Annotated in this window: 17 protein-coding genes; 9 read left to right on the forward strand and 8 right to left on the reverse strand. The window is 49.2% G+C overall.

The window, feature by feature from the left end:
- Positions 1-39: 39 nt before the first annotated feature.
- Complete coding sequence (locus CCY01nite_RS02810) at positions 40-1,350, reverse strand: MutS-related protein (protein ID WP_146857777.1); 1,311 nt, start codon at positions 1,348-1,350, stop codon at positions 40-42.
- A complete protein-coding gene (locus CCY01nite_RS02815; protein ID WP_146857778.1) occupies positions 1,347-2,693 on the reverse strand; it encodes a MutS-related protein in 1,347 nt (448 codons plus the stop codon). The genes CCY01nite_RS02810 and CCY01nite_RS02815 overlap by 4 nt, the downstream gene beginning before the upstream one ends.
- 252 nt (positions 2,694-2,945) lie before the next feature.
- On the opposite strand from CCY01nite_RS02815, the gene CCY01nite_RS02820 reads away from it, so the two are divergent.
- The 7 genes from CCY01nite_RS02820 (at position 2,946) to CCY01nite_RS02850 (ending at position 14,182) form a co-directional block, all read left to right on the forward strand.
- Complete coding sequence (locus tag CCY01nite_RS02820) at positions 2,946-6,074, forward strand: SusC/RagA family TonB-linked outer membrane protein (RefSeq protein ID WP_186830871.1); 3,129 nt, start codon at positions 2,946-2,948, stop codon at positions 6,072-6,074.
- 22 nt (positions 6,075-6,096) lie between these two features.
- On the forward strand, positions 6,097-8,025 hold the full coding sequence (locus tag CCY01nite_RS02825) for a RagB/SusD family nutrient uptake outer membrane protein (protein WP_146857780.1): 1,929 nt from the start codon (positions 6,097-6,099) through the stop codon (positions 8,023-8,025).
- Between the two features lie 35 nt (positions 8,026-8,060).
- Positions 8,061-8,990, forward strand: coding sequence for a DUF5017 domain-containing protein (locus tag CCY01nite_RS02830; RefSeq protein WP_186830873.1), 930 nt, complete (start codon positions 8,061-8,063; stop codon positions 8,988-8,990).
- Positions 8,972-11,011, forward strand: coding sequence for an FG-GAP repeat domain-containing protein (locus CCY01nite_RS02835; RefSeq protein WP_146857782.1), 2,040 nt, complete (start codon positions 8,972-8,974; stop codon positions 11,009-11,011). The genes CCY01nite_RS02830 and CCY01nite_RS02835 overlap by 19 nt, the downstream gene beginning before the upstream one ends.
- Before the next feature lie 14 nt (positions 11,012-11,025).
- Positions 11,026-11,988, forward strand: coding sequence for a dihydrodipicolinate synthase family protein (locus tag CCY01nite_RS02840; protein ID WP_146857783.1), 963 nt, complete (start codon positions 11,026-11,028; stop codon positions 11,986-11,988).
- The gene (locus CCY01nite_RS02845; protein WP_146857784.1) at positions 11,945-13,180 is read left to right on the forward strand and encodes a sialidase family protein; all 1,236 of its coding nucleotides are present in this window, start codon (positions 11,945-11,947) and stop codon (positions 13,178-13,180) included. Before CCY01nite_RS02840 ends, CCY01nite_RS02845 begins: the two co-directional genes overlap by 44 nt.
- Positions 13,181-13,306: 126 nt before the next feature.
- On the forward strand, positions 13,307-14,182 hold the full coding sequence (locus CCY01nite_RS02850) for a PIG-L deacetylase family protein (protein WP_146857785.1): 876 nt from the start codon (positions 13,307-13,309) through the stop codon (positions 14,180-14,182).
- Here the strand turns inward: CCY01nite_RS02850 and CCY01nite_RS02855 are convergent.
- A complete protein-coding gene (locus CCY01nite_RS02855; protein WP_246129835.1) occupies positions 14,169-14,972 on the reverse strand; it encodes a winged helix-turn-helix domain-containing protein in 804 nt (267 codons plus the stop codon). The genes CCY01nite_RS02850 and CCY01nite_RS02855 overlap by 14 nt on opposite strands.
- 256 nt (positions 14,973-15,228) lie before the next feature.
- On the opposite strand from CCY01nite_RS02855, the gene CCY01nite_RS02860 reads away from it, so the two are divergent.
- Both CCY01nite_RS02860 and CCY01nite_RS02865 read left to right on the forward strand, forming a co-directional pair.
- Positions 15,229-15,768 (forward strand): hypothetical protein, encoded by a 540-nt coding sequence (locus CCY01nite_RS02860; protein WP_146857786.1) that lies wholly within the window; start codon positions 15,229-15,231, stop codon positions 15,766-15,768.
- Between the two features lie 69 nt (positions 15,769-15,837).
- A complete protein-coding gene (locus CCY01nite_RS02865; RefSeq protein WP_146857787.1) occupies positions 15,838-16,890 on the forward strand; it encodes a sialidase family protein in 1,053 nt (350 codons plus the stop codon).
- Between the two features lie 215 nt (positions 16,891-17,105).
- On the opposite strand, the gene mnmE is transcribed toward CCY01nite_RS02865, so the two are convergent.
- The 5 genes from mnmE to CCY01nite_RS02890 all read right to left on the reverse strand — a co-directional run bounded on the left by mnmE (position 17,106) and on the right by CCY01nite_RS02890 (position 21,582).
- Positions 17,106-18,473, reverse strand: coding sequence for a tRNA uridine-5-carboxymethylaminomethyl(34) synthesis GTPase MnmE (mnmE, locus tag CCY01nite_RS02870; protein ID WP_146857788.1), 1,368 nt, complete (start codon positions 18,471-18,473; stop codon positions 17,106-17,108).
- Between the two features lie 75 nt (positions 18,474-18,548).
- A complete protein-coding gene (locus CCY01nite_RS02875) occupies positions 18,549-19,385 on the reverse strand; it encodes an energy transducer TonB (protein ID WP_146857789.1) in 837 nt (278 codons plus the stop codon).
- Positions 19,386-19,431: 46 nt separating this feature from the next.
- The gene (locus tag CCY01nite_RS02880; protein WP_146857790.1) at positions 19,432-20,019 is read right to left on the reverse strand and encodes an ExbD/TolR family protein; all 588 of its coding nucleotides are present in this window, start codon (positions 20,017-20,019) and stop codon (positions 19,432-19,434) included.
- Positions 20,020-20,054: 35 nt separating this feature from the next.
- Entirely contained in the window at positions 20,055-20,732 is a 678-nt protein-coding gene (locus CCY01nite_RS02885) for an ExbD/TolR family protein (RefSeq protein WP_146857791.1), read from the reverse strand.
- A gap of 70 nt (positions 20,733-20,802) precedes the next feature.
- On the reverse strand, positions 20,803-21,582 hold the full coding sequence (locus CCY01nite_RS02890; RefSeq protein ID WP_246129836.1) for a MotA/TolQ/ExbB proton channel family protein: 780 nt from the start codon (positions 21,580-21,582) through the stop codon (positions 20,803-20,805).
- Positions 21,583-21,913 lie beyond the last annotated feature (331 nt).

Raw genomic sequence — 21,913 nt, forward strand, 5'->3', positions numbered from 1 at the left:
GTATTAGCCTTTGCTTATCAAGATACAAAAATCGTCATCTTATTCTTCCATCATTTCCAGTATTTTTTCATTCTCGATGATCACCATGCCGTGGCGGTCGCTGGTAATGCCGGCGGTAAGCGTATACGGATACCGCGGCACATTGTTCTCCATGATGGTGGGGAGGTAGGAAAACTGCAGGTTGTCGCAGGTTTCCCTCAACGTGTCGCCCACTTCGATAATATGGGTCGAAATAACAAAAAAGCTGTTACGATAGGTAGAAAATTCTTTTGTAACGGCCAGCGTTGCATCATAGGCATCTTTTACGTTGGTGCCTTTAAACAGCTCGTCGAAAATCACCACGAGGTCATTTCCTTCCGCCACTTCTTCGGCTACTTTCTTCACCCGCAGCACTTCCGCATAAAAATGGCTGTAGCCGAGGTTCAGATTGTCCGGCACATTGATCGACGTATACAGCCCGTCCCGCACAGAAAACTGCATGTCTTTCGCGGATACGGGAAATCCCATATGGGCCATGTAAAACGCGATGCCCAGTGATTTCATGAAGGTGGATTTGCCGGCCATGTTGGCGCCCGTCAGGAACAGAACGTTCTGCTCTTCCTGCAGTACCAGGGGATTGGCGACCGCTTTCTCCAGCGCCGGATGGCTCACCGCGGTGGAGCGGAAAATATTTTTCTCCTTTGGAAGGGCCTGCGCATAAGAGAAATTCCGGGCGCGGGCTACATTGCTCACCGCAATATATACGTCCAGATGATAAATGAAATCGAGTATGCTTTCTGTTTCTTCCCGCAGCACGTGGCGAATGAAATGGTCATACCGCGCCAGCTGGAACAGGGTCAGCGGCTGACCGGCCTGCGTTCCGTCCAGCCACTTCGTCCGGTGTGCATTGAGCGCTTTCTTGACGGTTTCAAACTGCGTGGTGGCGGGACCGTCCACTTTTCGCAGGAAATCCTGCAGGGTGTTCAGCAGGTCAATAGCAGCGAGCAGGCCGCTCTGGAACTGGCCATACTGTTCATCTTTTATGGTTAAATGCAGTGCCTTCTTCCGCAAAAGGTCCCCGGCAACCATCAGGAAAGAACTGCCGGTGCTGCCGCCCAGGTATGCTTCCGCTTCCTGGAATACAGCCGCGCTAAAGGGGAAGGACAGGTTTCTTTCGTGAAAATATTTAAACACATCGCTACGGCTGTTGATAGCCGCGGGATCGGATAAAGGCTGATGAAACATCCTGTCCAGCAGCTTTTCCCCGCCTCTCGTCTGCGTAGCGTTAAAAAGACTGAATAGGGAATGCGGGCTGAATTTCCCGGTTATATTAAGATCGTCCAGCGTTTGCTTGTCCGTTATGAAGCTCATACTACTGTTGTTTTTTGTAATTTCTTTTTTCCGTTTCTCAGAATCTCCAGTATCCCTTCGTTATTGACGATCACCATTCCATGCCTGTCGCTGGTAATCCCCTGTTCCAGGGTATAGGTATATTCGGGATGATTGCCGTTCATGCGGGTAGGCAGATAAACAAAATTGACATTGGCGCATTTTTCCTTCAGTACGTCTCCGGCCTCAATGATATGGGTGGAGATCACAAAAATGCTTTTTCTTTTCTTCGCGAAGGCGGTCGTAATAGCGATGGTGGCTTCGTAAGCATCTTTTACATTCGTTCCGCGGAACAGTTCATCAAACACGATAAAAAGATCTTTCTTCGTGCTCAGCTCATGCGCCATCTTTTTTACGCGCAACACTTCCGCGTAGAAGTGGCTGGCGCCCATGCCCAGGTTGTCCGGCAGATTGATGGTGGTGTAAACGCCATCGAGCACGGTGAACTCCATCTTCGCCGCCGCCACGGGAAAGCCTACATGCGCCAGGAACATGGCGATGCTGAGCGATTTCATGAAAGTGGATTTACCAGCCATGTTGGCGCCGGTGAGGAAGATGATGTTGCTGTCGGTAGTAACATGGATGGAGTTGGGCACCGCATTTTTTACCTGCGGATGGTATACGCCTTCCAGCTTCAGCAGGTCCTGCTGGCCTGCAGGTAAGGCTTTCGGGAAAACGAACTTCCGTTCATTCGCCACCCGCGCGACGGACAGGTATACATCCAAATAAAAGATAAGCCCCAGCAGCTTTTCCACTTGCGTTCTGTGCCGGAAACGCAGCACTACATCGAACTCCGCTATTTGCGCATGCGACAGTTTTTCCCTGCTCTCATGAATGGCGGCGAAGGCGGGGTCGTTAAGGACCGCACGCATTTCTTCTTTTTCCGCTGTATAGCATTCATTCTTATCCAGCTCCTTCATGAATGCCTGTGCCTGCTTCATCAGGTCCACCAGGGATTCCACGCCTTTATAGATCAGCTGCGTATCAGCGTCCATCGCCATCATGTTCGTCAGCTTCCGGGCGACGGAGTTTTCCTGTACAGCCAGTTTGGAGCGCTCGTCCGTGTTGGCAAGATAGGGCGCAGCCGCGTCGAAGTCCGTGCTCTTGAAAGGGAATGACGTACCCAAAGTGGCAAAAGACCGGATGATACCACTTCGTTTATTAATGGTTTCGCTGTCGGAAAGCGGATAGCGGAACATCTCTTCCAGAACGCCCGCTCCGCCCCGTGTAGCGCAGCGGTTGAAGATGTTGTAAATGGAATCGCCACCGTGTTTACCGAAGATATTCAGATCTTCCAGCGTTTGTTTATCTGTGGTAAATAACATTTGATTTTTTTAAGTTATTGCAGCGAATATCTAAAATATTTTCGGAAATGGCGACCGGTTGTGTTTATCTGACCCCGGATCAGAATTTATTTTTCTGATAAAAAATTAGGAAAATAGGAAAATTATAGTTCTATTTGCTCTATATGTAGTACATAATTGACAAATAGATAAATTAGCATAACTCAACCAACGTAATATAAACTCCACCGTATGAAAATAATAAGCATTGCAACTTTGCTTACAGGACTCCTTATGCTATTCCCTGGCCTGTTGCTGCATGCACAGCAGCATAAACTGATTGTTTCCGGCAGTATAAGTACCTCGGCAAATGCGGAAAAACTGCCCTATGCCAGCATACTTGAAAAAGGCAAGGGCAATGCCGTCAAATCCGACGCCAACGGCAATTTTCAGATTACAGTTTCCTCTCCGGATGCCATACTGGTGATCTCTTATGTAGGATATAAAACCAGTGAGGTCCATGTTAAGGGACGCACGAAAATCGATGTTGTCCTCGAGCAGTCATCCTCATCCATGAACGAGGTAGTCATCGTAGGGTATGGGTCTGTCGCGAAAAAAGACCTGACCGGTTCGGTGGCATCGGTAAACCTTTCTGACCTGAGCAAAGCGCCGGTGGCTTCTTTTGAACAGGCCCTGGCAGGGCGTGTTGCGGGCGTGCAGGTATCGTCTATCGACGGACAGCCGGGAGAAGGTTTGAATATCGTGATCCGTGGCAATAACTCTTTAACAGGCAGCAATGCTCCGCTTTATGTTATCGATGGTTTTCCGATGGAGGATTTTAATAGTAACTCATTGAACATTGCAGAGATTGAGTCGATCGATATTCTGAAAGATGCATCAGCAACAGCCATCTATGGCGCCAGGGGCGCCAACGGCGTGGTGATGATCACCACCAAAAAAGGTAAAACAGGCGATGCACGTGTAACCTATACCGGTAGTGCCGGTTACTCCGATGTGGGCAAAGCCAACCTCGATGTACTGGACCCTTATGACTTTATTAAACTGCAACTGGAGATCGATCCCCAGCGGGCGGCGACATTGTATTTCAAGGACAGCGATCCCGCGACGCCTGATCTGACGCTGGAAGATTTCAGAAATGCAAAAGGCATTGACTGGTTCGACAGAATTGTAGGCACCGGCTCTTTTCAGAATCACAGCATCGGGGTAAATGGAGGCACCGCCAAAACGAAATACGCTTTGTCGTTATCCTATCTGAACCAGGACGGCGTGGTGATGCGAAGCGGCTTTGACCGTTTGCAGGGACGGTTTAACATAGATCAGATCGTTGGCAGCAAATTCAAGGTGGGCCTCAACGTAAACTTTGCAAATTCAAAGGTCCGCGGCATAAAGCCGAGAGAGCAAACCTCCAAAGCAGTGGGCTCCGGCAACTCCAATGTGCAGAATTTATTTTATAACCTGTGGACCTACCGGCCGATCTCCGGCCGTGAAACAGACCTCGAAGATGAAGGTGTGGACCCCGCAGCAGAAACATTCCTGTTCAATCCGCTGAAATCCGCGCAGAACGAATATGATGTTGACAAGATCAGGAATATCACCATAAACGGCTACCTGGAATATGATCTGTCGAAAAGCCTCAAGCTGCGGTTTACCGGAAGCGCAGACCTGTCCGACACAAGATCGGAGCTGCTCAACAATTCGAATACGAGAAGCGGCAGCCCGCTGACCGGCGTTGGCAGGACCAACGGCGTGAACGGCGGTTTGTGGCAGGATGATGTTGTGAACCTGTCGAACGAAAACAGCCTGACCTACACCAGGAAATTCAACAAAAATCATCAGCTGACCGCAGTGGGCGTAGTGTCCGTTCAAAGCAGGGAAGCCAGCCGGTTTGGCTACAAGGCCAACCTGATACCGAACGAAGCATTGGGCATAAACGGTCTGGATGAGGGCGTTATATTTGACAAAGAATCTTCCAGCACCAACTGGGGACTGGTTTCCTTTACCAGCAGGGTGAACTACAACCTGTTTCAGAAATATTTGTTTACGGCAACGTTCCGGGCAGACGGATCTTCAAAGTTTCCCACGGACAGCAAATGGGGATATTTCCCTTCCGGCGCCTTCGCATGGAGGCTGAGCGATGAACCGTTTATGAAAGACATCTCATTTATATCCAACGCCAAATTAAGGACCAGCTTTGGTGTAACCGGCAACAACCGGGTGTCTGACTTCGGTTATCTGCCGAATATTATTCTCGGTACTTACTATCCCATCGGGGATGCCTCATTACCTGCCTATTACCAGGGCCGTTTAGGAAATGAAAAACTGAAATGGGAAAGCACACAGCAGTTTGATGCCGGCATAGAACTGGGCTTTTTAAAGAACAGGCTGGCATTGGAAATGGATTATTATCATAAGCATACCTACGATCTGTTGCTCAGCTCCCAGATCGCCACCAGCACAGGCTATGGTTCAGCCACCGTAAATATTGGCGAAACGCGGAACAGAGGCTTTGAGCTGACCTTAAACTCCACGAATATTACCACGCGGAACTTCAGCTGGAATTCCAATATCAATATCTCCTTTAATCAAAACAGGTTGGTTGCGTTGAGCGCAGGCGAAAACCTGCGGATGACCGCGATCCCCAGCTTTTCCACCAATTTCCCAAGCCCCGCCTGGATCAGCCGGGTAGGCAACCAGCTGGTACATTATTATGGTTTTGTGTACGACGGAGTATATCAGTATGATGATTTTGACAAGATACCCGGCGGTTACGAATTGAAAAACGAACTGCCAGCAACGGCCGGCCTGCTGGGTACCAACGCAAGGCAGCCCGGCGATGCGAAATATAAAGACCTGAACAATGACGGCATCGTAGACGACGCTGATCAAACTCTCATCGGAAATCCTTATCCCAAGCATATCGGCGGATTCAATAATAATTTCTCGTATAAGAATTTCGACCTGAATATCTTTTTTCAATGGTCTTACGGCAATGAGGTATTGAATGCGAATAATATTTTCCTGGAAGGATTGAACGGAGCCATACTGGGTAGAAACGTTAAAACAACCTATCTCAACCGGTGGACGCCCGAAAATCAGGCCACCACTATTCCCAGGAGCGGGTCCAGCGGTATCTCCGGCGTTTTCTCCACCCGCTACATTGAGGATGCTTCCTTCCTCCGGTTAAAAACCATATCGCTGGGATACAACTTCAGAAAGGACTTTATCAAAGGCATACAATCCGCCAGGGTGTATGTTTCCGCGCAGAATTTATATACCTGGACCAGCTATTCCGGTCCTGATCCCGAGGTTTCCACCAAAGGGTTCGGCTTGTCGCCCGGACTTGATTTCTCCGCATATCCCATCGCTCAAACAATTGTTTTTGGTTTAAACATCACCCTTTAATGGTGAGCAAAAGCATACTGCTATGATAAAAAGATACTTCATTATAACAATAGCGGCCGCTACATCGGCTTTATCTTTCCCCTCTTGCAAAAAACTGCTGGAAACAAGCCCGACAGATTTTATAAGTCCGGATGAATTTTTCTCCAGCAAGGATAACTTAAACGCGGCATTGACAGGAGTATACAGCACACTTAAAAACAATGCGCTGTATGGCGACAACTACCAGCACCTGATAACGGCTACTACCGATGAACTGGTCTATGCCACTTCCGGCAATGTGCCAAAGATCCCCTGGTACAACGCCACATCGGCCGATGCGCAGGTGGCGAGCGTATGGGCCACGCTCTATACAGGAATAGACCGGGCGAATGTGGTGCTGGCGAATGTGAATGCGCCCACCAATATTACAGAAGATGAAAAACGGCATATTGAAGGAGAAGCAAAATTTTTAAGGGCCTATTATTACTTCATGCTTACGCAATGGTACGGCGATGTGCCGCTGAGAATCAAGCCCACTCAGTCCCCCGGAGAAACCAATATGCCTTTTACGGCTTCAAAAGCAGTGTATGACTGGGTGATCGATGAAATGGTTGCCGCAGAGGGCTTGCTCAGCGATCAGCAAGCAACGGCATTCGATTATACAGAAAGATTGACGCAAACGGCCGTTCAGGCGGTGCTGGCAAGGGTATGCCTGTATGCCGCGGGCGAGCCGGTAAATGATACCAGGCGGTATACGGATGCGGCAAAATGGGCCAGGGAAGTCATCAATTCCGGGTTCCATAAACTGAACCCTGATTACACAGAAGTGTTCAAACTGCAATGTAAAGACCAGTACGACGCCGTTAATAAAGAAAGCATATGGGAAGTTGGATTCCAGGTGAATTCGGGTACGCCTGAGCAAAGCTCTCCCGGCCAGGTGCGCGTGGGCATACCAACATCCAGCGACGCTGTCGGCAAAAACGACGGTAGGCTTTTTGTTTACCCGCGCCTGTACCGCACCTACGAATCTTTTGCCTTTACCACCGCAACCAATGCGCCATCGGATGCATCGCCCGACCAGCGGCGGGACTGGTGTGTGGCGCCTTTCAAATACTCCGGAGGAAATGCGACCACACCGCCCGCACAGAATGCGGTGGCATACAACCTCTATTACACGCGCTATCCCGGTAAATGGCGGCGAAGTGAAGAAAACGAGCCGCGCATTGCCACCCAAAGTCCCACTAACTACCCCGTAGTCCGTTATGCAGATGTAATGCTGATGCTGGCCGAAGCGGAAAATGAGCTGAACGGGGGGCCAACGCCAGAAGCCATCAGCCTGGTGAACCAGGTGCGGGCAAGAGCTTACGGAAAGCTGAATGACAGCCGGATCATAACCGGGATAACGGTAACGAACCAGGGAACGGGCTACACCACACCGCCGGCGGTGACCATTACCGGCACGGGCGGCACAGGCGCCACTGCCATTGCTGAAATTTCAGGCGGCAGCGTGACCGGCATCAGGATAACGAATCCCGGTAAGGGATACCCTGCCAATACAATGGTAACCATTGACGGCAGTGGCGGGGCAACCGCAAGCGTAATTTTAAATGGTGACGGAGAGTTGAGCGCCACTCAAACCGCCGGAAAGGAAGCGTTCCTGAAAGCCATCCAGGATGAGCGCCTGATGGAACTGAATGGTGAATTTTTACGGAAGCAGGATCTGAAGCGCTGGGGAATCCTTCAATCGACCATCAAACAAATGGGCGTAGAAGTAATATCCGGCAGCAGCGACCTGAAGCCGGACGGCACGCCGGTAGTGCCCGCGGCCAAAACGCCGTTTGCGCCTTCAAATGTAACGGTCACCCACTATACAAATCCCGCCAACAATATTTCAGACAAGGATTACCGGTTAGCCATCCCGCAAAAAGAGATGCTATACAATGACCAGGCTAAACAGAATAAGGGTTACTGATGGATTATTCATCTATGAAATTTAACGATGCCGTTATGAAAAAAACAATATTCGCATTATCTGCTTTAAGCTTATTGCTTACAGCTTGTTCAGAGAAAGAAATACAGGCGCCAACTGATTTTGAGGTTGCTGTAAAAACAGCCAAATACAATCCGGGTGACAGCGTTCAGTTCAACATATCGGGAGATCCCGACAACATTACCTTTTATTCCGGCGAGCCGGGACATGAGTACGATAAACGCGATTTCTTTTCGTCAGACGAAGGTACGCTGACCCTGCAATTTAACAGTCAGACCAGGGCAGGTGCCACATTACCGAGAAACATATCCGTACTGATCTCCACTGATTTCAACGGGGAATACACGGAAGAAGGCGTAAAGGCCGCCCAATGGACGGATATCACCAGCAGGGCGGTAATGCCGGCCAATACCGCGTCCAATGCCGATGTAGTGTCGGGAGAGATTAACCTGGATGATCTGAAAGTGAAGGGCAAGCCGATGTATGTGGCTTTCCGGTACGTTTCAGAAAACGCCGCCGGTACCGCGCAGCGGTACTGGAATATGGGCCGTATGTTTTTGACCAACAAAGTTCCCGGAAATGTTGATTTCGACATTACATCCACCATCGAAAAGGGATATTTCAAGGTGGTTGAATTTCAGGGGGAGGATAACAAGTGGACCATTAACACAGGAACGGCCAGCTCTCACAGGCTGGTACATACCGCCAATGCCATCAACACCCAGCCGGACGACGACTGGGTTGTCAGCCGCGGATTCAATGTGTTTCAAACCTTCGGGCATAAAAAGAATGCCGTAAATGTGAAATCCATTACGGGCGGCACACCTGCAACTTTCTCCTGGCTGTATTCCGCTCCCGGCACCTACAAAGCGACTTTCATAGCACTCAATGCGGACAGCGACACGCAAAAAGAAGTAATTAAAGAAGTATGGGTTACTATAGAATGATGATCACCGGCATCGCACTGGCTGCCGTTGTCTGCGATCTGCAGGCGCAGGAAGCTGTTCCCAGGCCATTTGTGTTCGGTCACGATAAAGATGTGCCCTTGGCGGCATCGGTAATAGGCGCATCCGATTTTCTCTTTATGGATTGGGATGGCGACGGCGATAACGATATGATGACCACAAGCGGCGGCTCCATCAAACTGATAGAAAATATCGGCAGCAAAAAGAAACCAAAGTTCAACAATGTATTTATCCATAACCAGGTGGTGCTGAAAGACGCGCGTGTGGGCCGCTTTTTCTCCCTGATCAGGCACTCGGGCGTAAAGGCGCAGCAGGGCTTGCCGTCTTTCATCGCCTTTGAACGTCATGGCCAGGTGAGTGATGCGGGTAAGAAGCAGCTCGCGCTTCATATGTTTATCCCGCAGGGGAAAACATGGAAGGTGATGCAGGCATTTGATCCGGAGGGGAAGCCCATACAGGACTTCCTGGATTGCTGGGTAAGCCCAACAATAGATGTTGCCGATCTGAACGGGGATGGTAAGGAAGATCTTATTGTCGGCAGTTCACATCCCCGCGTAGCACAGCCTTCATTGAAGTTTGCCGCCGGCTATAACAACCCGCAGGAATCATGGAACCCTCATGCCAGCCGTCTTTATGTTATGTACAACCGCTCGGTTCCCGACAGCCTGATCTTTGATCATCCGCTGCTGATCGAGGCTGACGGCGCGCCGGTTACCGCATTTGGCTTTCCTTATCCTGTTGCATTTGATATGGATAAAGACGGATTGACGGACCTGGTGGTAGGCCAGCATAAACCCGGGCTGATGTATTTCCGGAATGCGGGGACCAAAACGCAGCCCAGGTTCACTTACGCCGGGTTGCTTGCTGACGGGCGTAAAGCACCCATATCAAGCATCCTGGCGATCCATCCGCGCTTTGCGGACCTGGATGGAGATGGCCGCCAGGAGCTGTTGGCAAGCACCTATTTTGGTTGTGTGGATAATATACTCCGGTTTACACCGAAGAAAGGCGGATGGGAAGAACAGGGGCCATTAATGATGGCGAGCGACCGCAATACCCCGGTGATGCCGCAGGGCATTGGAACAATAGCGCCTATCGACTGGGATGGAGATGGCGACACCGACATGGTTGTTGGTTCTGAACCCGCGGCGCCAAAAGTGATCATCAACAAAGGAAGTAATGCAAAGCCTGTTTGGGAAGTGCCCGCGCCGCTGCAATTCGTAGACGGCAGCAAGCTGGAATATTATAGTATCGACTACGGACTTGGTTCTGTATGGGGCCCCATGGAATGGTATATGGAGCGCGTACTGCCGAGGCTGGCGGACTGGGACGGAGACGGTATCCGGGATATGTTGACGGGCTCCATGGGGTTAAGGCAGCTGTTCCTGAAAGGGCGGATGATAAAAGGAGAACTGCGTTTCGAAAAACCGGTAGCGTTCAAAGTGGAAGGAAAGCCCCTCGCAGCCGGTCAGCGGGTACAGCCCGCGGTGCTGGACCTCAATGCGGACGGGCATCCCGACCTGATCGCCATGGACGATCAAAATATACTTAGATGCTGGCCAGGGAAAGGAACGGATGAACTGGGGCAGCCACAGGTATTTCTTGGATATGACGGCAAGCCGCTGCAAATCAAAACCCGCATGCTGGATATCGGTCATGGCCGCAGTTCTTTTACGATGACCGACTGGGATCTGGACGGCAGAACCGATCTTCTCGTGTATCATGCCTTTGACCGGAAACGCGGCGGGATATACTACTACAGGGCATCAGACAAACCGATGCAATTTGAAAAGCCGGTGAAACTCCTGAAGCTGCTCTCCTTCCATAATGGCGGCATCGCGCTGTCTGACTGGGATGGCGACGGATACCCGGACATATTCACCGGCGGCGATGGCGGCCACCTCGGCAAATCCGCCGTACCGCGGGGCAAACTCTTTTTAATTTCCGGAAAAGAGCTGCCGGTACCGCCCGCCGTCCGCAAACAGATAAATCATTCCAAATAATAACACGTATAGACATGAATAAAATTACCGGGCTAATAGCAGCAACATTTGCCGCTTACCATGAAGATGGCAGCATAAACCTCGACATCATCCCAACTATTGTTGATAAAATGATAGCAGACGGACTTACCGGCGTATTTATCTGCGGCACCAATGGAGAAGGGCCGAACCTGAAGACGGAAGAACGGATGGCCATTGCAGAAGCCTATGTGAAGGCTGCGCAAAAACGGATACTGGTATTGGTGCATGTAGGGCATAGTTCCATTGCGGAATGCCGGAAGCTCGCCGCACATGCCGAACAAATAGGCGCGGATGCCATTTCATCCGTAGCAGCATTCTATTTTAAGCCCACTACGGTGAGCGGGTTGGTGAAATGCATGGCGAAGATTGCAGCCGCAGCGCCCAATACGCCGTTCTATTATTATAATATACCCACGCTTACGGGCGTTGCATTAGACATGGTCAGTTTCCTGAAGCTTGCTGAAGATGCCATCCCCACGCTCGCGGGCATTAAATACACCGCATCAACCCTACACGAATACCAGGCTTGCCTGAACTATAAGAACGGCAAATTTGACATCCTGTTCGGTTATGATGAAATGCTGCTTCCGGCACTTGCCGTTGGTGCCAAAGGCGCCATTGGCAGCACTTATACTTTTGCCGCGCCGATCTATCACCAGGTTATGAAACTATATCAGGAAGGCAAGCAGGAACAGGCTGCACAATGGCAGCTTCATTCCGTGAACATGGTACGTTGTTTAGTGAAATATCCGCCCATACCCGCGCAACGCGCCATCATGCAGATCAAGGGGCTGGAGCTGGGAGATTGCAGACTGCCGCTTGAACCGCTTTCGGCGGATGATACATTGGCTTTCAAGGCGGAATTAACGGAAATCGGCTTTTTTGAGCTCGTCAACCAAAACCCTAACCGATATGACAAAAAACAATTTTCCCAAAACGAAAACAAATCTATGTAACAAAATTGCGCTGGCATTTTCATTTATCCTGTTAACGGCAGCCTGTAAGAAAACAAGTCTACCGCAGGACGCCGCCGCGCCAAAAGAACAGGTGGAATCCCAATCGGAAGTTACAGGCGATTTTACCACATTGGCCTTCAATAGTCCCATCAAATTATTCGATGGAGGCAGTGGCGTTTATCACTCTTACCGCATCCCGTCGATCATCAGAACAAAAAAAGGAACATTGATTGCCTTTTGCGAAGGCCGGGTAGATAACAACCGGGACTATGGAAACATCAACCTGATCTGCAGAAGGTCTACTACCGATGGCAGCGGCTGGGGCCCGGAGATACTGGTAAAAAGCACCAGCGGCACCTGGGGCAATCCTACCGCGGTGGTCAATCAAAGCGATGGAAAAATCTGGCTGTTCATGTCTTATAACGATGCCGGCCTGAGCCAGACCGGTGAAAACGGAACAACGAAGATCACCCAGCCCGGTCAGCGAAAAACCTTTGTTTGCTACAGCACCTACGATCAGGATGGAAATGTATGGTCCAATCCTGTTGATATTACCAGTATTGTTAAACCCGCAAATATGGTATGGGATGCCATGGGCCCGGGAATCGGCATCCAGAAAAGGTTCGGGAGCACTGCCGGCCGGTTGATCATCCCGGCCATCAACCGGAATATATACAGTGACGATAATGGAAGCACATGGCAATATAACGCGATGCCCGGCGGCACATCCGAAGGCACTATCGTGGAACGGCTGACCGGCGTGCTGATGAGGAACGACCGCGGCGTTGGCTCCACCGAATTCTACCGTTATAAATCTGTCGGCGGGATCGGCACCAGCTGGAGTAATTTTGAAAAAGTGACCACTTTGCCAGACCCGCATTGCGAAGGTTCCATTTTAAGGTATACGGATTCCCCCAGCCGGATCCTTTTCCTGAATTCGGCAAGCCAAACCACGCGGACCGCAATGAGAATAAGGATATCCAATGATGAAGGGATTACCTGGCCCACCAGCAAAGCCATTCCGCAGAATGGTACGGGAAATGCAAAGCTGGGCGGCTATAGCAGCCTGGTAAAAACGCCGGACAATATGATCGGCGCGCTGATCGAATTCAATGAAAACACGTCAGACAGCGACCATAGTCATCGCAGTATTTACTTCTTTAAATTCAACCTCGCCTGGATCACGCAATGATCTCCTGATGCGCGCAATGAACCGGCCTCCCGGGCCGGTTCATTGCAAATAATCCCCAAAAGCAGTATTTTACTATTCGCAGATCATTTTCACTTTGCTCACCAATAACATGAAAATCCAAACCGCATGAAATACCTGTCTTTTATAATCCTGTTAAGCTGTAGTTTTCATCTTGCCGGGGCACAGGATACCCCTTTGCATATTGTTATGATCGGGGCGCATCCTGATGATTGCGATATCAGAAGCGGAGGAACCGCAGCGCTGTTCGCCCAGGCGGGTCATAAGGTAAAGTTCATCTCGGTGACCAACGGCGATGCCGGCCATATGGAGCAGGGAGGCGGAGCGTTAGCTAAAAGACGGAGCGCGGAGGCCGCAGAAGCGGCTAGACGGCTTGGCATTACCTATGAAGTCATGGATATTCACGATGGAGAGCTGATGCCTACGCTGGAAGTGCGGCTTGATCTTATCCGGAAGATCCGGGGCTGGAATGCGGACGTGGTCATCTCGCACCGGCCGGTGGACTATCACCCGGACCACCGCTATGCAGGAATATTGGTGCAGGACGCGGCTTTTATGGTGATGGTACCCAATATCGCAGCAGACGTTCCCCCTTTAACGAAGAACCCCGTGTTTCTCTATTTCCAGGACCGTTTTACCAAACCATCACCCTTTCAGCCCGATGTGTGCGTGGATATTACAAAGGTCATAGATAAAAAGATCGATGCATTGGATGCGCATGAATCCCAGTTTTACGAGTGGCTGCCCTGGGTAACGGGCTACAAGGGCGAAATACCCAAAGGCAGGCAGGAGCGCAAAAACTGGATAAAAAGCACCCGGTTTCCGTCCATGGATTCCACTGTAAGGGCCGGTCTGATAAAATGGTACGGCGCCCGCCAAGCGGAAGCAGCGCAGTATGCAGAGGCTTTTGAGTTATGTGAATATGGCACGCAGCCTTCGGAGGAAGAAATCAGGGGGCTTTTTCCTATGCTTAAAAAGGAGTAGCGCTAATTTCAAGCTTATATCCTTTGCCGCGTATAACAACAATGCTGATATTGGGATCGGGTTCCAGTTTTTTTCTAAGTTTTGAAATGAACATATCCAGGCTGCGCCCCACAATAACACCTTCGTCTTCCCATATCTCCTTTTGCAACCGGCTTCTCTCTATGGTCTGGTTAGGCGACGACGCGAAAATGAGCAGTAAACGCGCTTCCGTGCCAGTCAGGTCTATGGTGTTTTTATTTATTACCAGTTGCCGTTCCTGCGCATTGAACAAGACTGATCCCAAAGTTAAAATGCTGGTATTTTGATTACCAGGTCCGGTTTTTCGAGGTTTAACCGATCTAAAAAGAACGAAACCAACAAATGATAAAAATGCCAGGCTGCCAAAAACATATCCACTCTTTGCTGTATTTATTGCTGCCGGTTTGAACTTAATGTTGACCATGTAACATCCCCTGGGTTGTACTCTTCCCCTACAAGCTACAATATCATCTCTTTTATTGTTGGATATAGCGTATCCATAGGCTACACTGGAGTTGCTACAGTTCAGAACATTAACAACATAATCACTTGCGAGAGGATCTTTGGCCAACAAACGCCGGGTAATATTCACCAGCGAGTCCGGTTGAAAAGTAAGCTCATTCTCAAAGCTGATCTGGTATTCATTTTCGGCGATCTTTTTTACCGGAAGAACTCTTGATTTACTGTCGCCCGACTGTGTGAGCAGTTCATCTCCTATCCTCCGGAGCAAAATTTCCCTCCTGGCAATATCAAAACCGTCACTGCCGGTCATACTGAAAGTCACGCATATTACAGAGATAAAAAGGACTAATATCAATCCCAATAGGTATTTGCGTTTCCCGGAAAGCAGATTTCGACTAAAAAACATACCCATTTACGATTTATTTACAAAGGTTACATTTCTATTTACAATCCAAATTCTTCAAGCTGAAATATGTCAAATAGTTTTGTTGGATAAACTTTGAAAGTACATAAAAAATAAAAAAAATGTCTTTTACGAATCTATATCATTTAAACCAACAAAAATTATGAAAAAAATCATTTATGCGCTGATCTTACCGCTGGTTGTGGTAAGCGGACTAGTATTTGCTAATCGTGAAATCAATGATGAAACTTCCAGGAAGGCCGCCCCAAAGCCGCTTACTGCTGCCGAAAGGGAAGCCGGAATGAAAAAATGGAAGGCTACCCCTGAAGGTATAAAGTACACAAAATGGGTAGCTTCTCCCGCAGGCAAAAAAGTGTTTGCCGGTATTGCTAAAATAAGGAAGAACATTAATGATTATACCAATATGGAAGCCGTTGTAACCTCTCTTTCTCTTCCGCCAGGATCAAGATTAGGTTTCGGTGTGATGGCCAGGATCAATGGTGATGATTACATTGTAAAATTTGAGCCGGAAAAGTCTCAACTTGAGCAATTGCAGAGCCTGAAAGTTAACGACAAAATAATCATAAGAAGCCATAACGTATCACACGCGCCCAAGTATTCATACCCAATAATATCGGGCGAATATGTAGAACGGGATAGTAAAGTAATTTTTAAACGTGTCCCTCGCAAAGACGGTTGCTGAGCCAATAAATTATGAGATACTCACATATTTACATCTTAATCAATATGTTTTACGCTAAATTTTAAGAAAATGAAAAGACTATTTCTGTTTTTTCCGGTTATCCTCCTGGTATTATTTCTATTAAATTCTTTTGTGCTAAAAGAAAAGGAGGCGGGAGAGAAAACAACCGAAGGGACTAAATCAGGGCCTGTAAACATTGTTTTTAAATCTACAGATGGCGGACAAATCTGGCAGGACATCAGCAAAGGACTGCCAGAGAATTTGCGGGTAGATAGTATCCGGAGAAATCGCATCTTTGCAAATGATAAAGGGCTGTTTTTAAGGATTGGAGACGAACTCTATCACAGTAGACCAAATGCCACAACTCCTTTTTGGACCAAAGAGATTTTCCCTGGCGAACATAGCAGCATTGACCCCGGCAAGCCCTGGATATTTGCCCACCATTACTGGAGTGTAAATCTGAAAAAAACAAACGGAACGAGTGTATGGTCGCCGATATTCGAAAATTTTCAGGAGCCACGGATACGCAGCGTTTTTGAGACTGCCGGAGGTACAATTTTCATCGGCACCGACAGAGGTCTTTTTAAAACTGCTAACAGTGGAAAAACCTGGAAACATGTTCATGCCGGAGGCTTGGTAGGGAATTTGGCAGAGTCGAATGGCGTATTGGTGGCGATCAGTATGAGAAGGATAATAAGATCGACCGATAATGGCGAAAACTGGGCGGTGGTAACCAGTAAGAGCGATGTAGCCTGGGATGTAAAACAGATCAAAGGAGGATTCGCTGCTATCACTTCCAGTTCAGCGTCGAATACCAGAAGACTAAGGACATCCTACGACGGCGGTAAAACCTGGCAGCCCATTGATGCCGGCCCTCTGGACAAAGCTTTTATTGGGTCAATATGGCGGACCTGGAATGATCGCCCTCGTGTGCAAGCCTTCCTGACTCCAATTATCCAGGCTGGTGAAAACTTCTTTAGTGCTCATCCTGACGGCATTTTCAGATCATCAGACAAGGGAAAAACATGGGAATTATTACTTCCTTCTGTAGAAAATAAAGTCTTCAATTTATTTGTTTCAGGCAACGTGATTTATGCCATACCCAGCAAGGGTGGATGTTGAAAACTCAGATTAACATTCATGGATTTCATGCCTGCCTGGGTCCCTGCCTGCTGGCAGACAGGTTACTTTATACTTTTTCATCTCAAAACAATACTAAGCCTTTCAAAACACGAACAAAATAAAACGGAAACAAAAAGGGCAATCCGCTGGATTGCCCTACTGGTATACATTATGTTAGATAAACAAAGAAAAATTAAAGCAATTAAAACAAGGCGCTACTTTCCGATGCAAAACTTCGAAAAAATATAATCCAACCTATCCTCATTTGTTACTTCACCAGCAATATCAGCCAAAAAATGTAAGCTGCGGCGAATATCCAACGCCAGCAAATCCCCCGGCAGCCCGCCATCCATCCCCCGCTTCACATCCCCGAGCGCCGCAAACACCTCCTGCAAAGCCGCATAATGCCTCGCATTCGTGATGATCGTATTCTCCGTGTTCACCACGCCCCCGGTGACCTGTTGCACCAGCTGCTCTTTCAGGTCACCCACATGATCTTTCGCGGAAATAAAAATAACGCCGGGAATGCTGCTGAACTTCACGCGCGCGGCGGCTTCGCCGATTACATCAACTTTGTTGCCGACGAGCAGGTAAGAGCCCTGAAAATCCGCGGCCTGCGCCATTACCTCGTCGGCGGACATTTCAGATACATCGAACAGGTAGATCACGATGCCCGCTTCGCGCATCTTTTCCAGGGATTTTTGTACGCCGATGCTTTCAATGGCGTCGGTGCTTTCGCGGATGCCGGCGGTATCTATGAGGCGGAACAGGATGCCGCCGATGTTGAGCACTTCTTCGATGGTGTCGCGCGTTGTGCCGGCGATGTCGCTGACGATGGCGCGGTTTTCATTCAGCAGGGTATTCAGCAATGTCGATTTGCCCGCATTGGGGCGGCCGATGATGGCGGTGTTCACGCCGTTTTTGATCACGTTGCCCACGCGGAAGGAGCGGATGAGCTGCTCCACTTCGGCCAGCGCGGTGTTCACCAGCTCGTAAAGCGCGGTGCGGTCGGCAAACTCCACGTCTTCCTGGCTGAAATCCAGCTCAAGCTCTATCAATGCAGAGAATTTTATCAGTTGTTCCCGCAGCGCCTGCAACTCGCGGGAAAAGCCGCCGCGCATCTGCTGCAGGGCGGTCTGGTGCGATGCGGCGGTGTTGGAAGCGATCAGGTCCGCCACGGATTCGGCCTGGGTGAGGTCCAGCTTGCCGTTGAGGAAGGCGCGCTGTGTGAACTCGCCGGGTCTGGCGAGGCGGGCGCCGCAGGCGATGCAGGCGTCTATGATCTGTTGCTGGATGTAGGGGGAGCCGTGGCAGGAGATCTCCACCACTTCTTCGCCGGTGTAGGAACGCGGGGCGCGGTAAAGGCTAACGACCACTTCGTCGATCATCTGCCCGTTCAGGCTCAGCACCCCGAAATGCAGGGTGTGCCCGGGTTGGGCGCAGAGGTCCTTTGCGGGGAAAAGCTTATCCGTGATAGTGATCGCCTCTTTCCCGCTCAAGCGGATCACGGCGATGGCGCCGATGCCGGGAGCGGTGGCGATGGCTACGATGGTATCATCATGGCCTCCTAACTTTCCAATCATGGGCCGAAATTAAATAAAATTCCCCACCAGATAACTGATGGGGAATTCTGTATTCCTACTAGCGTGAGACTATTACTATTCTTGCAGGGTAAAGCGGATCGGCAGGTTGAACTGCACAGATACCTGGCGTCCGTTCTGCTTACCTGGTTTCCATTTCGGCATTTTCTTCACCACGCGGATGGCCTCTTCTTCCAGACCGCCGCCTTTGGTGGCACCGACAGTTTTCACGTCCTTGATGGCTCCTTCAGAGTCCACCACGAAGGATACGAATACTGTACCGGAGATACCGTTTTCTGTTGCCAGATGCGGGTAACGGATGTTGTTGTTCAGGTATTTGGCGAGGGCCTCGTCACCACCCGGGAAGGTCGGAGGTTGCTCCACGAATGTGAAGATCTCTTCTTTCGGCGGGGGAGGCGGTGCTTCTACCACACCGGTACCTTTGCTGTCGCTGATAAGGCCCGGGTCGATACCGTTGGGATCACCTTCTACTGTTTTGGTAGATACGGCTTTCTCCTTGATCTCCTCGATCTTCGGAGGTTCCTCTTCGGCTTTTACCTCTTCATCTTTTTTGATCACCGGCGGCGTGAACTGCACGGAGGGCTTCACGGGCGGTGGTGGTGCCGGCGGCGGCGGTGGCGGCGGCGGAGTCTTCGGATCGTCCGGCAACTTCACGTCCTCCAGCTTGATATCTTCAACTATCGGTTTTTTGGTCGTTTCCGGAGCGCTGGCTTTGATATTCATGTAAACGAGATAGCTGCCAACGATCAGTAACGCAATAGAAGCTGTGATCAAGATGGAATTCCGCACGCGCTTGTCGTAATACTTACGAAGCTCATAAGCACCATAGTTCTTGTTCCTGTCCTCAAACAGGATGTCAAGAAAGTCGGTCTTAAGAATCTTAGCTGAATCCATTGTTAAATGTTTATTGATGGATGCAAAAAATTAGTTTTTTCCATAACTACTGAATCCCGTTGGAGGCTTCGGTAGATTTGATCCATTGCTTGTCCTGGTCGCTGATATCCACCGTTGCATACCGCTGGATACGGTTGATAGCCATTTCATCCAATAAATCTACAAAGTTCTGGTAGGTGGCGCCATCATCTGCTTTGATGATCACGACCACATCTTCCGGTTCTCCTTTAAAGTTCCGCAGCTGCGCTACTTCATCTCTTTTTTTGATGATGATGTCGCGGATGCCGCCCGTATTGGCGAACGACGTTGCGTTAAAGAAGTTCGGGTCCTGCGAGGCATTGGGATCTTGCGCCAATCCCTCGTAGTAATACACCTGGTTCTTTTTCCCTAACAGTATGGTGAGCGCAGTACTTTCTTTTACCTTGTTCTGCTCTTCCTCTTTCTCTGTATCCTTGGGCATGACCAGATCCATCGTCTTCGGTTTCGACATAGTGGTGGTGAGCATGAAGAAGGTGATCAGGAGGAAACCCAGATCCACCATCGGTGTCATGTCTACACGGGTTGAAAGCTTTTTCGATTTCGTTCCCTGGTGTTTTTTACCACCGCCACTACTGCTGGTATCCATTTCAGCCATGGTAGCATTTTTTTAGTTGTTAGAAAACTAACGCATTACTGCGCCTTCTTTTCAGTTGCCTGTTGCTGCGCTTCATACAGTGCAGCAGCAGAGCCTGCGGGCTTCGCTTCCAGGTTGGTTACCAGGTTGAGCTTCTGGATCTTCTTGTCCTTGAAAGTATCCAGAATGTCCTTGATCACCGGGTAAGGCGTTTCATTGTCCGCCTGGACGCAATATTTCAGCTTGTTGAGGCTGCCCAGCTGGCCTTGTACGTTACGCGCATACTCGATCCAGACGCCCAGCTCGTTATTGGCAGAATCGATGGGAATACCTTTCTCAATGCCGGAGCTTTTGCGCTCATCAGCGCTCATGCCCAACACCGTTTTCAGGCTTTTCAGATCGGCGCCAACGCTGGAACCGACCATGAAATTGGTCTTCTCAGCCTGCGTCAGACCCAGCTTGTACTGGGTATCCAGGTCCTCGATCAGTTGTTTTCTCTTTGCCTGACCATCCATGCTGAAAAACACTCTACCGTCCTTCGCCACTGTCAGCAGAATTACGTCAGAATCTGGCAGTAATTGCGTGTTGATAGAAGACGGAGTAACCACGGCCACCGGCTCGTCCGGTTTGAACTTGGTTGCCAGCATGAAGAAAGTCAGCAGCAGGAACGCCACGTCACACATCGCTGTCATGTCGATGTTCGTGCTTTTCCTGGGCATTTTTACTTTAGGCATCTTTACTCCTTTTATTGGTTCACTTAATTAGATTCAATTCTGCAGAAATTCCACACATAATTTACGAAAATTATTTGTGATTCGCAGCGAAGCTTTGTGTTAAGGTGAAACCAGACTCATCGATGGCATAAGTGATGCTGTCGATATTGGTAGTGAAGTAGTTATACATGATAATCGCTACAGCGGAAGTACCGATACCCAGGGCGGTATTGATCAACGCCTCGGAGATACCTAACGCCAGCTGTGCAGAATCGGGTGCACCACCGGAAGACATCGCCGCGAACGCCTTGATCATACCCAGTACCGTACCGAACAGACCCAGCAGGGTTGCTACGGAAGCGATAGTGGACAGGAACACCAGGTTCTTTTCCATCATCGGCAGTTCCAGCGCGGTTGTTTCTTCAATTTCGTTTTTGATGGTCAGGATCTTCTGGTCTGTGTCCAGGTCAGTATTGCTGATCATTTCCTTGTACTTTCTCAGACCGGCTTTGATCACGTTACCCACAGAGCCTTTCTGCTTGTCGCATTCAGCCAGGGCCGCATCAACATTCTTGTTGGCCAGGTGATACTGTACTTTTCTTACCAGCTCAGCACCGCTGAATTTACCTTTTGCTTTGGACAGATAAAGGAAACGCTCGATCACGAAAGTGATACAGATCAGTAACACGGAGATCAGGATCGGTACGATGAGACCACCTTTGTAAACTGTACCAAACCATTTGCCGATACCTTCCTCAACAGGGTGATTGGCCACATTGCCGCCCTGGAAGTTGTCCGGATTACCTAAAACAAGATAGAAAAACACATACGCAATGGCAATGCAAATGGGCACAGCCAGCAAAGCAAACAAGTTGGACGACTTTTTCGCTTGGTGAGAAGAGGTTTTGGCAGCAGCTGCAGTCACAGTTGTTTTAGTCTCAGCCATGTTGATTGAATTTTAGTGTTAAAAATTAAACTGTTTGTTTGTTAGTAATTAAGATTTAAGATTTAGATCGATTCGTTTCCGTACCCTCAATAATAGACTAATAATCAGTGATTCGCAAAGTTATAAGCCTTCCTCAAAAAAACAAGTGTCACTCAAAAAATTTAACCATCCACACGGAAAGCCCGCTGACAGGGCATTTCCACCTTCCCACATTTATTGAGCAAACACTTAAATAAACAAAAAAAATAATATTGTT

Origin of the sequence: Chitinophaga cymbidii (assembly GCF_007992715.1) — a bacterium.
In the GTDB taxonomy this organism is placed as follows: Bacteria; Bacteroidota; Bacteroidia; order Chitinophagales; family Chitinophagaceae; genus Chitinophaga; species Chitinophaga cymbidii.

Coding starts and splice junctions, on each gene's coding strand:
- CCY01nite_RS02810 (WP_146857777.1), bottom strand. CDS start 1,350: ATGAGCTTCATAACGGACAAGCAAACGCTGGACGATCTTAATATAACC.
- CCY01nite_RS02815 (WP_146857778.1), bottom strand. CDS start 2,693: ATGTTATTTACCACAGATAAACAAACGCTGGAAGATCTGAATATCTTC.
- CCY01nite_RS02820 (WP_186830871.1), top strand. CDS start 2,946: ATGCTATTCCCTGGCCTGTTGCTGCATGCACAGCAGCATAAACTGATT.
- CCY01nite_RS02825 (WP_146857780.1), top strand. CDS start 6,097: ATGATAAAAAGATACTTCATTATAACAATAGCGGCCGCTACATCGGCT.
- CCY01nite_RS02830 (WP_186830873.1), top strand. CDS start 8,061: ATGAAAAAAACAATATTCGCATTATCTGCTTTAAGCTTATTGCTTACA.
- CCY01nite_RS02835 (WP_146857782.1), top strand. CDS start 8,972: ATGGGTTACTATAGAATGATGATCACCGGCATCGCACTGGCTGCCGTT.
- CCY01nite_RS02840 (WP_146857783.1), top strand. CDS start 11,026: ATGAATAAAATTACCGGGCTAATAGCAGCAACATTTGCCGCTTACCAT.
- CCY01nite_RS02845 (WP_146857784.1), top strand. CDS start 11,945: ATGACAAAAAACAATTTTCCCAAAACGAAAACAAATCTATGTAACAAA.
- CCY01nite_RS02850 (WP_146857785.1), top strand. CDS start 13,307: ATGAAATACCTGTCTTTTATAATCCTGTTAAGCTGTAGTTTTCATCTT.
- CCY01nite_RS02855 (WP_246129835.1), bottom strand. CDS start 14,972: ATGACCGGCAGTGACGGTTTTGATATTGCCAGGAGGGAAATTTTGCTC.
- CCY01nite_RS02860 (WP_146857786.1), top strand. CDS start 15,229: ATGAAAAAAATCATTTATGCGCTGATCTTACCGCTGGTTGTGGTAAGC.
- CCY01nite_RS02865 (WP_146857787.1), top strand. CDS start 15,838: ATGAAAAGACTATTTCTGTTTTTTCCGGTTATCCTCCTGGTATTATTT.
- mnmE (WP_146857788.1), bottom strand. CDS start 18,473: ATGATTGGAAAGTTAGGAGGCCATGATGATACCATCGTAGCCATCGCC.
- CCY01nite_RS02875 (WP_146857789.1), bottom strand. CDS start 19,385: ATGGATTCAGCTAAGATTCTTAAGACCGACTTTCTTGACATCCTGTTT.
- CCY01nite_RS02880 (WP_146857790.1), bottom strand. CDS start 20,019: ATGGCTGAAATGGATACCAGCAGTAGTGGCGGTGGTAAAAAACACCAG.
- CCY01nite_RS02885 (WP_146857791.1), bottom strand. CDS start 20,732: ATGCCTAAAGTAAAAATGCCCAGGAAAAGCACGAACATCGACATGACA.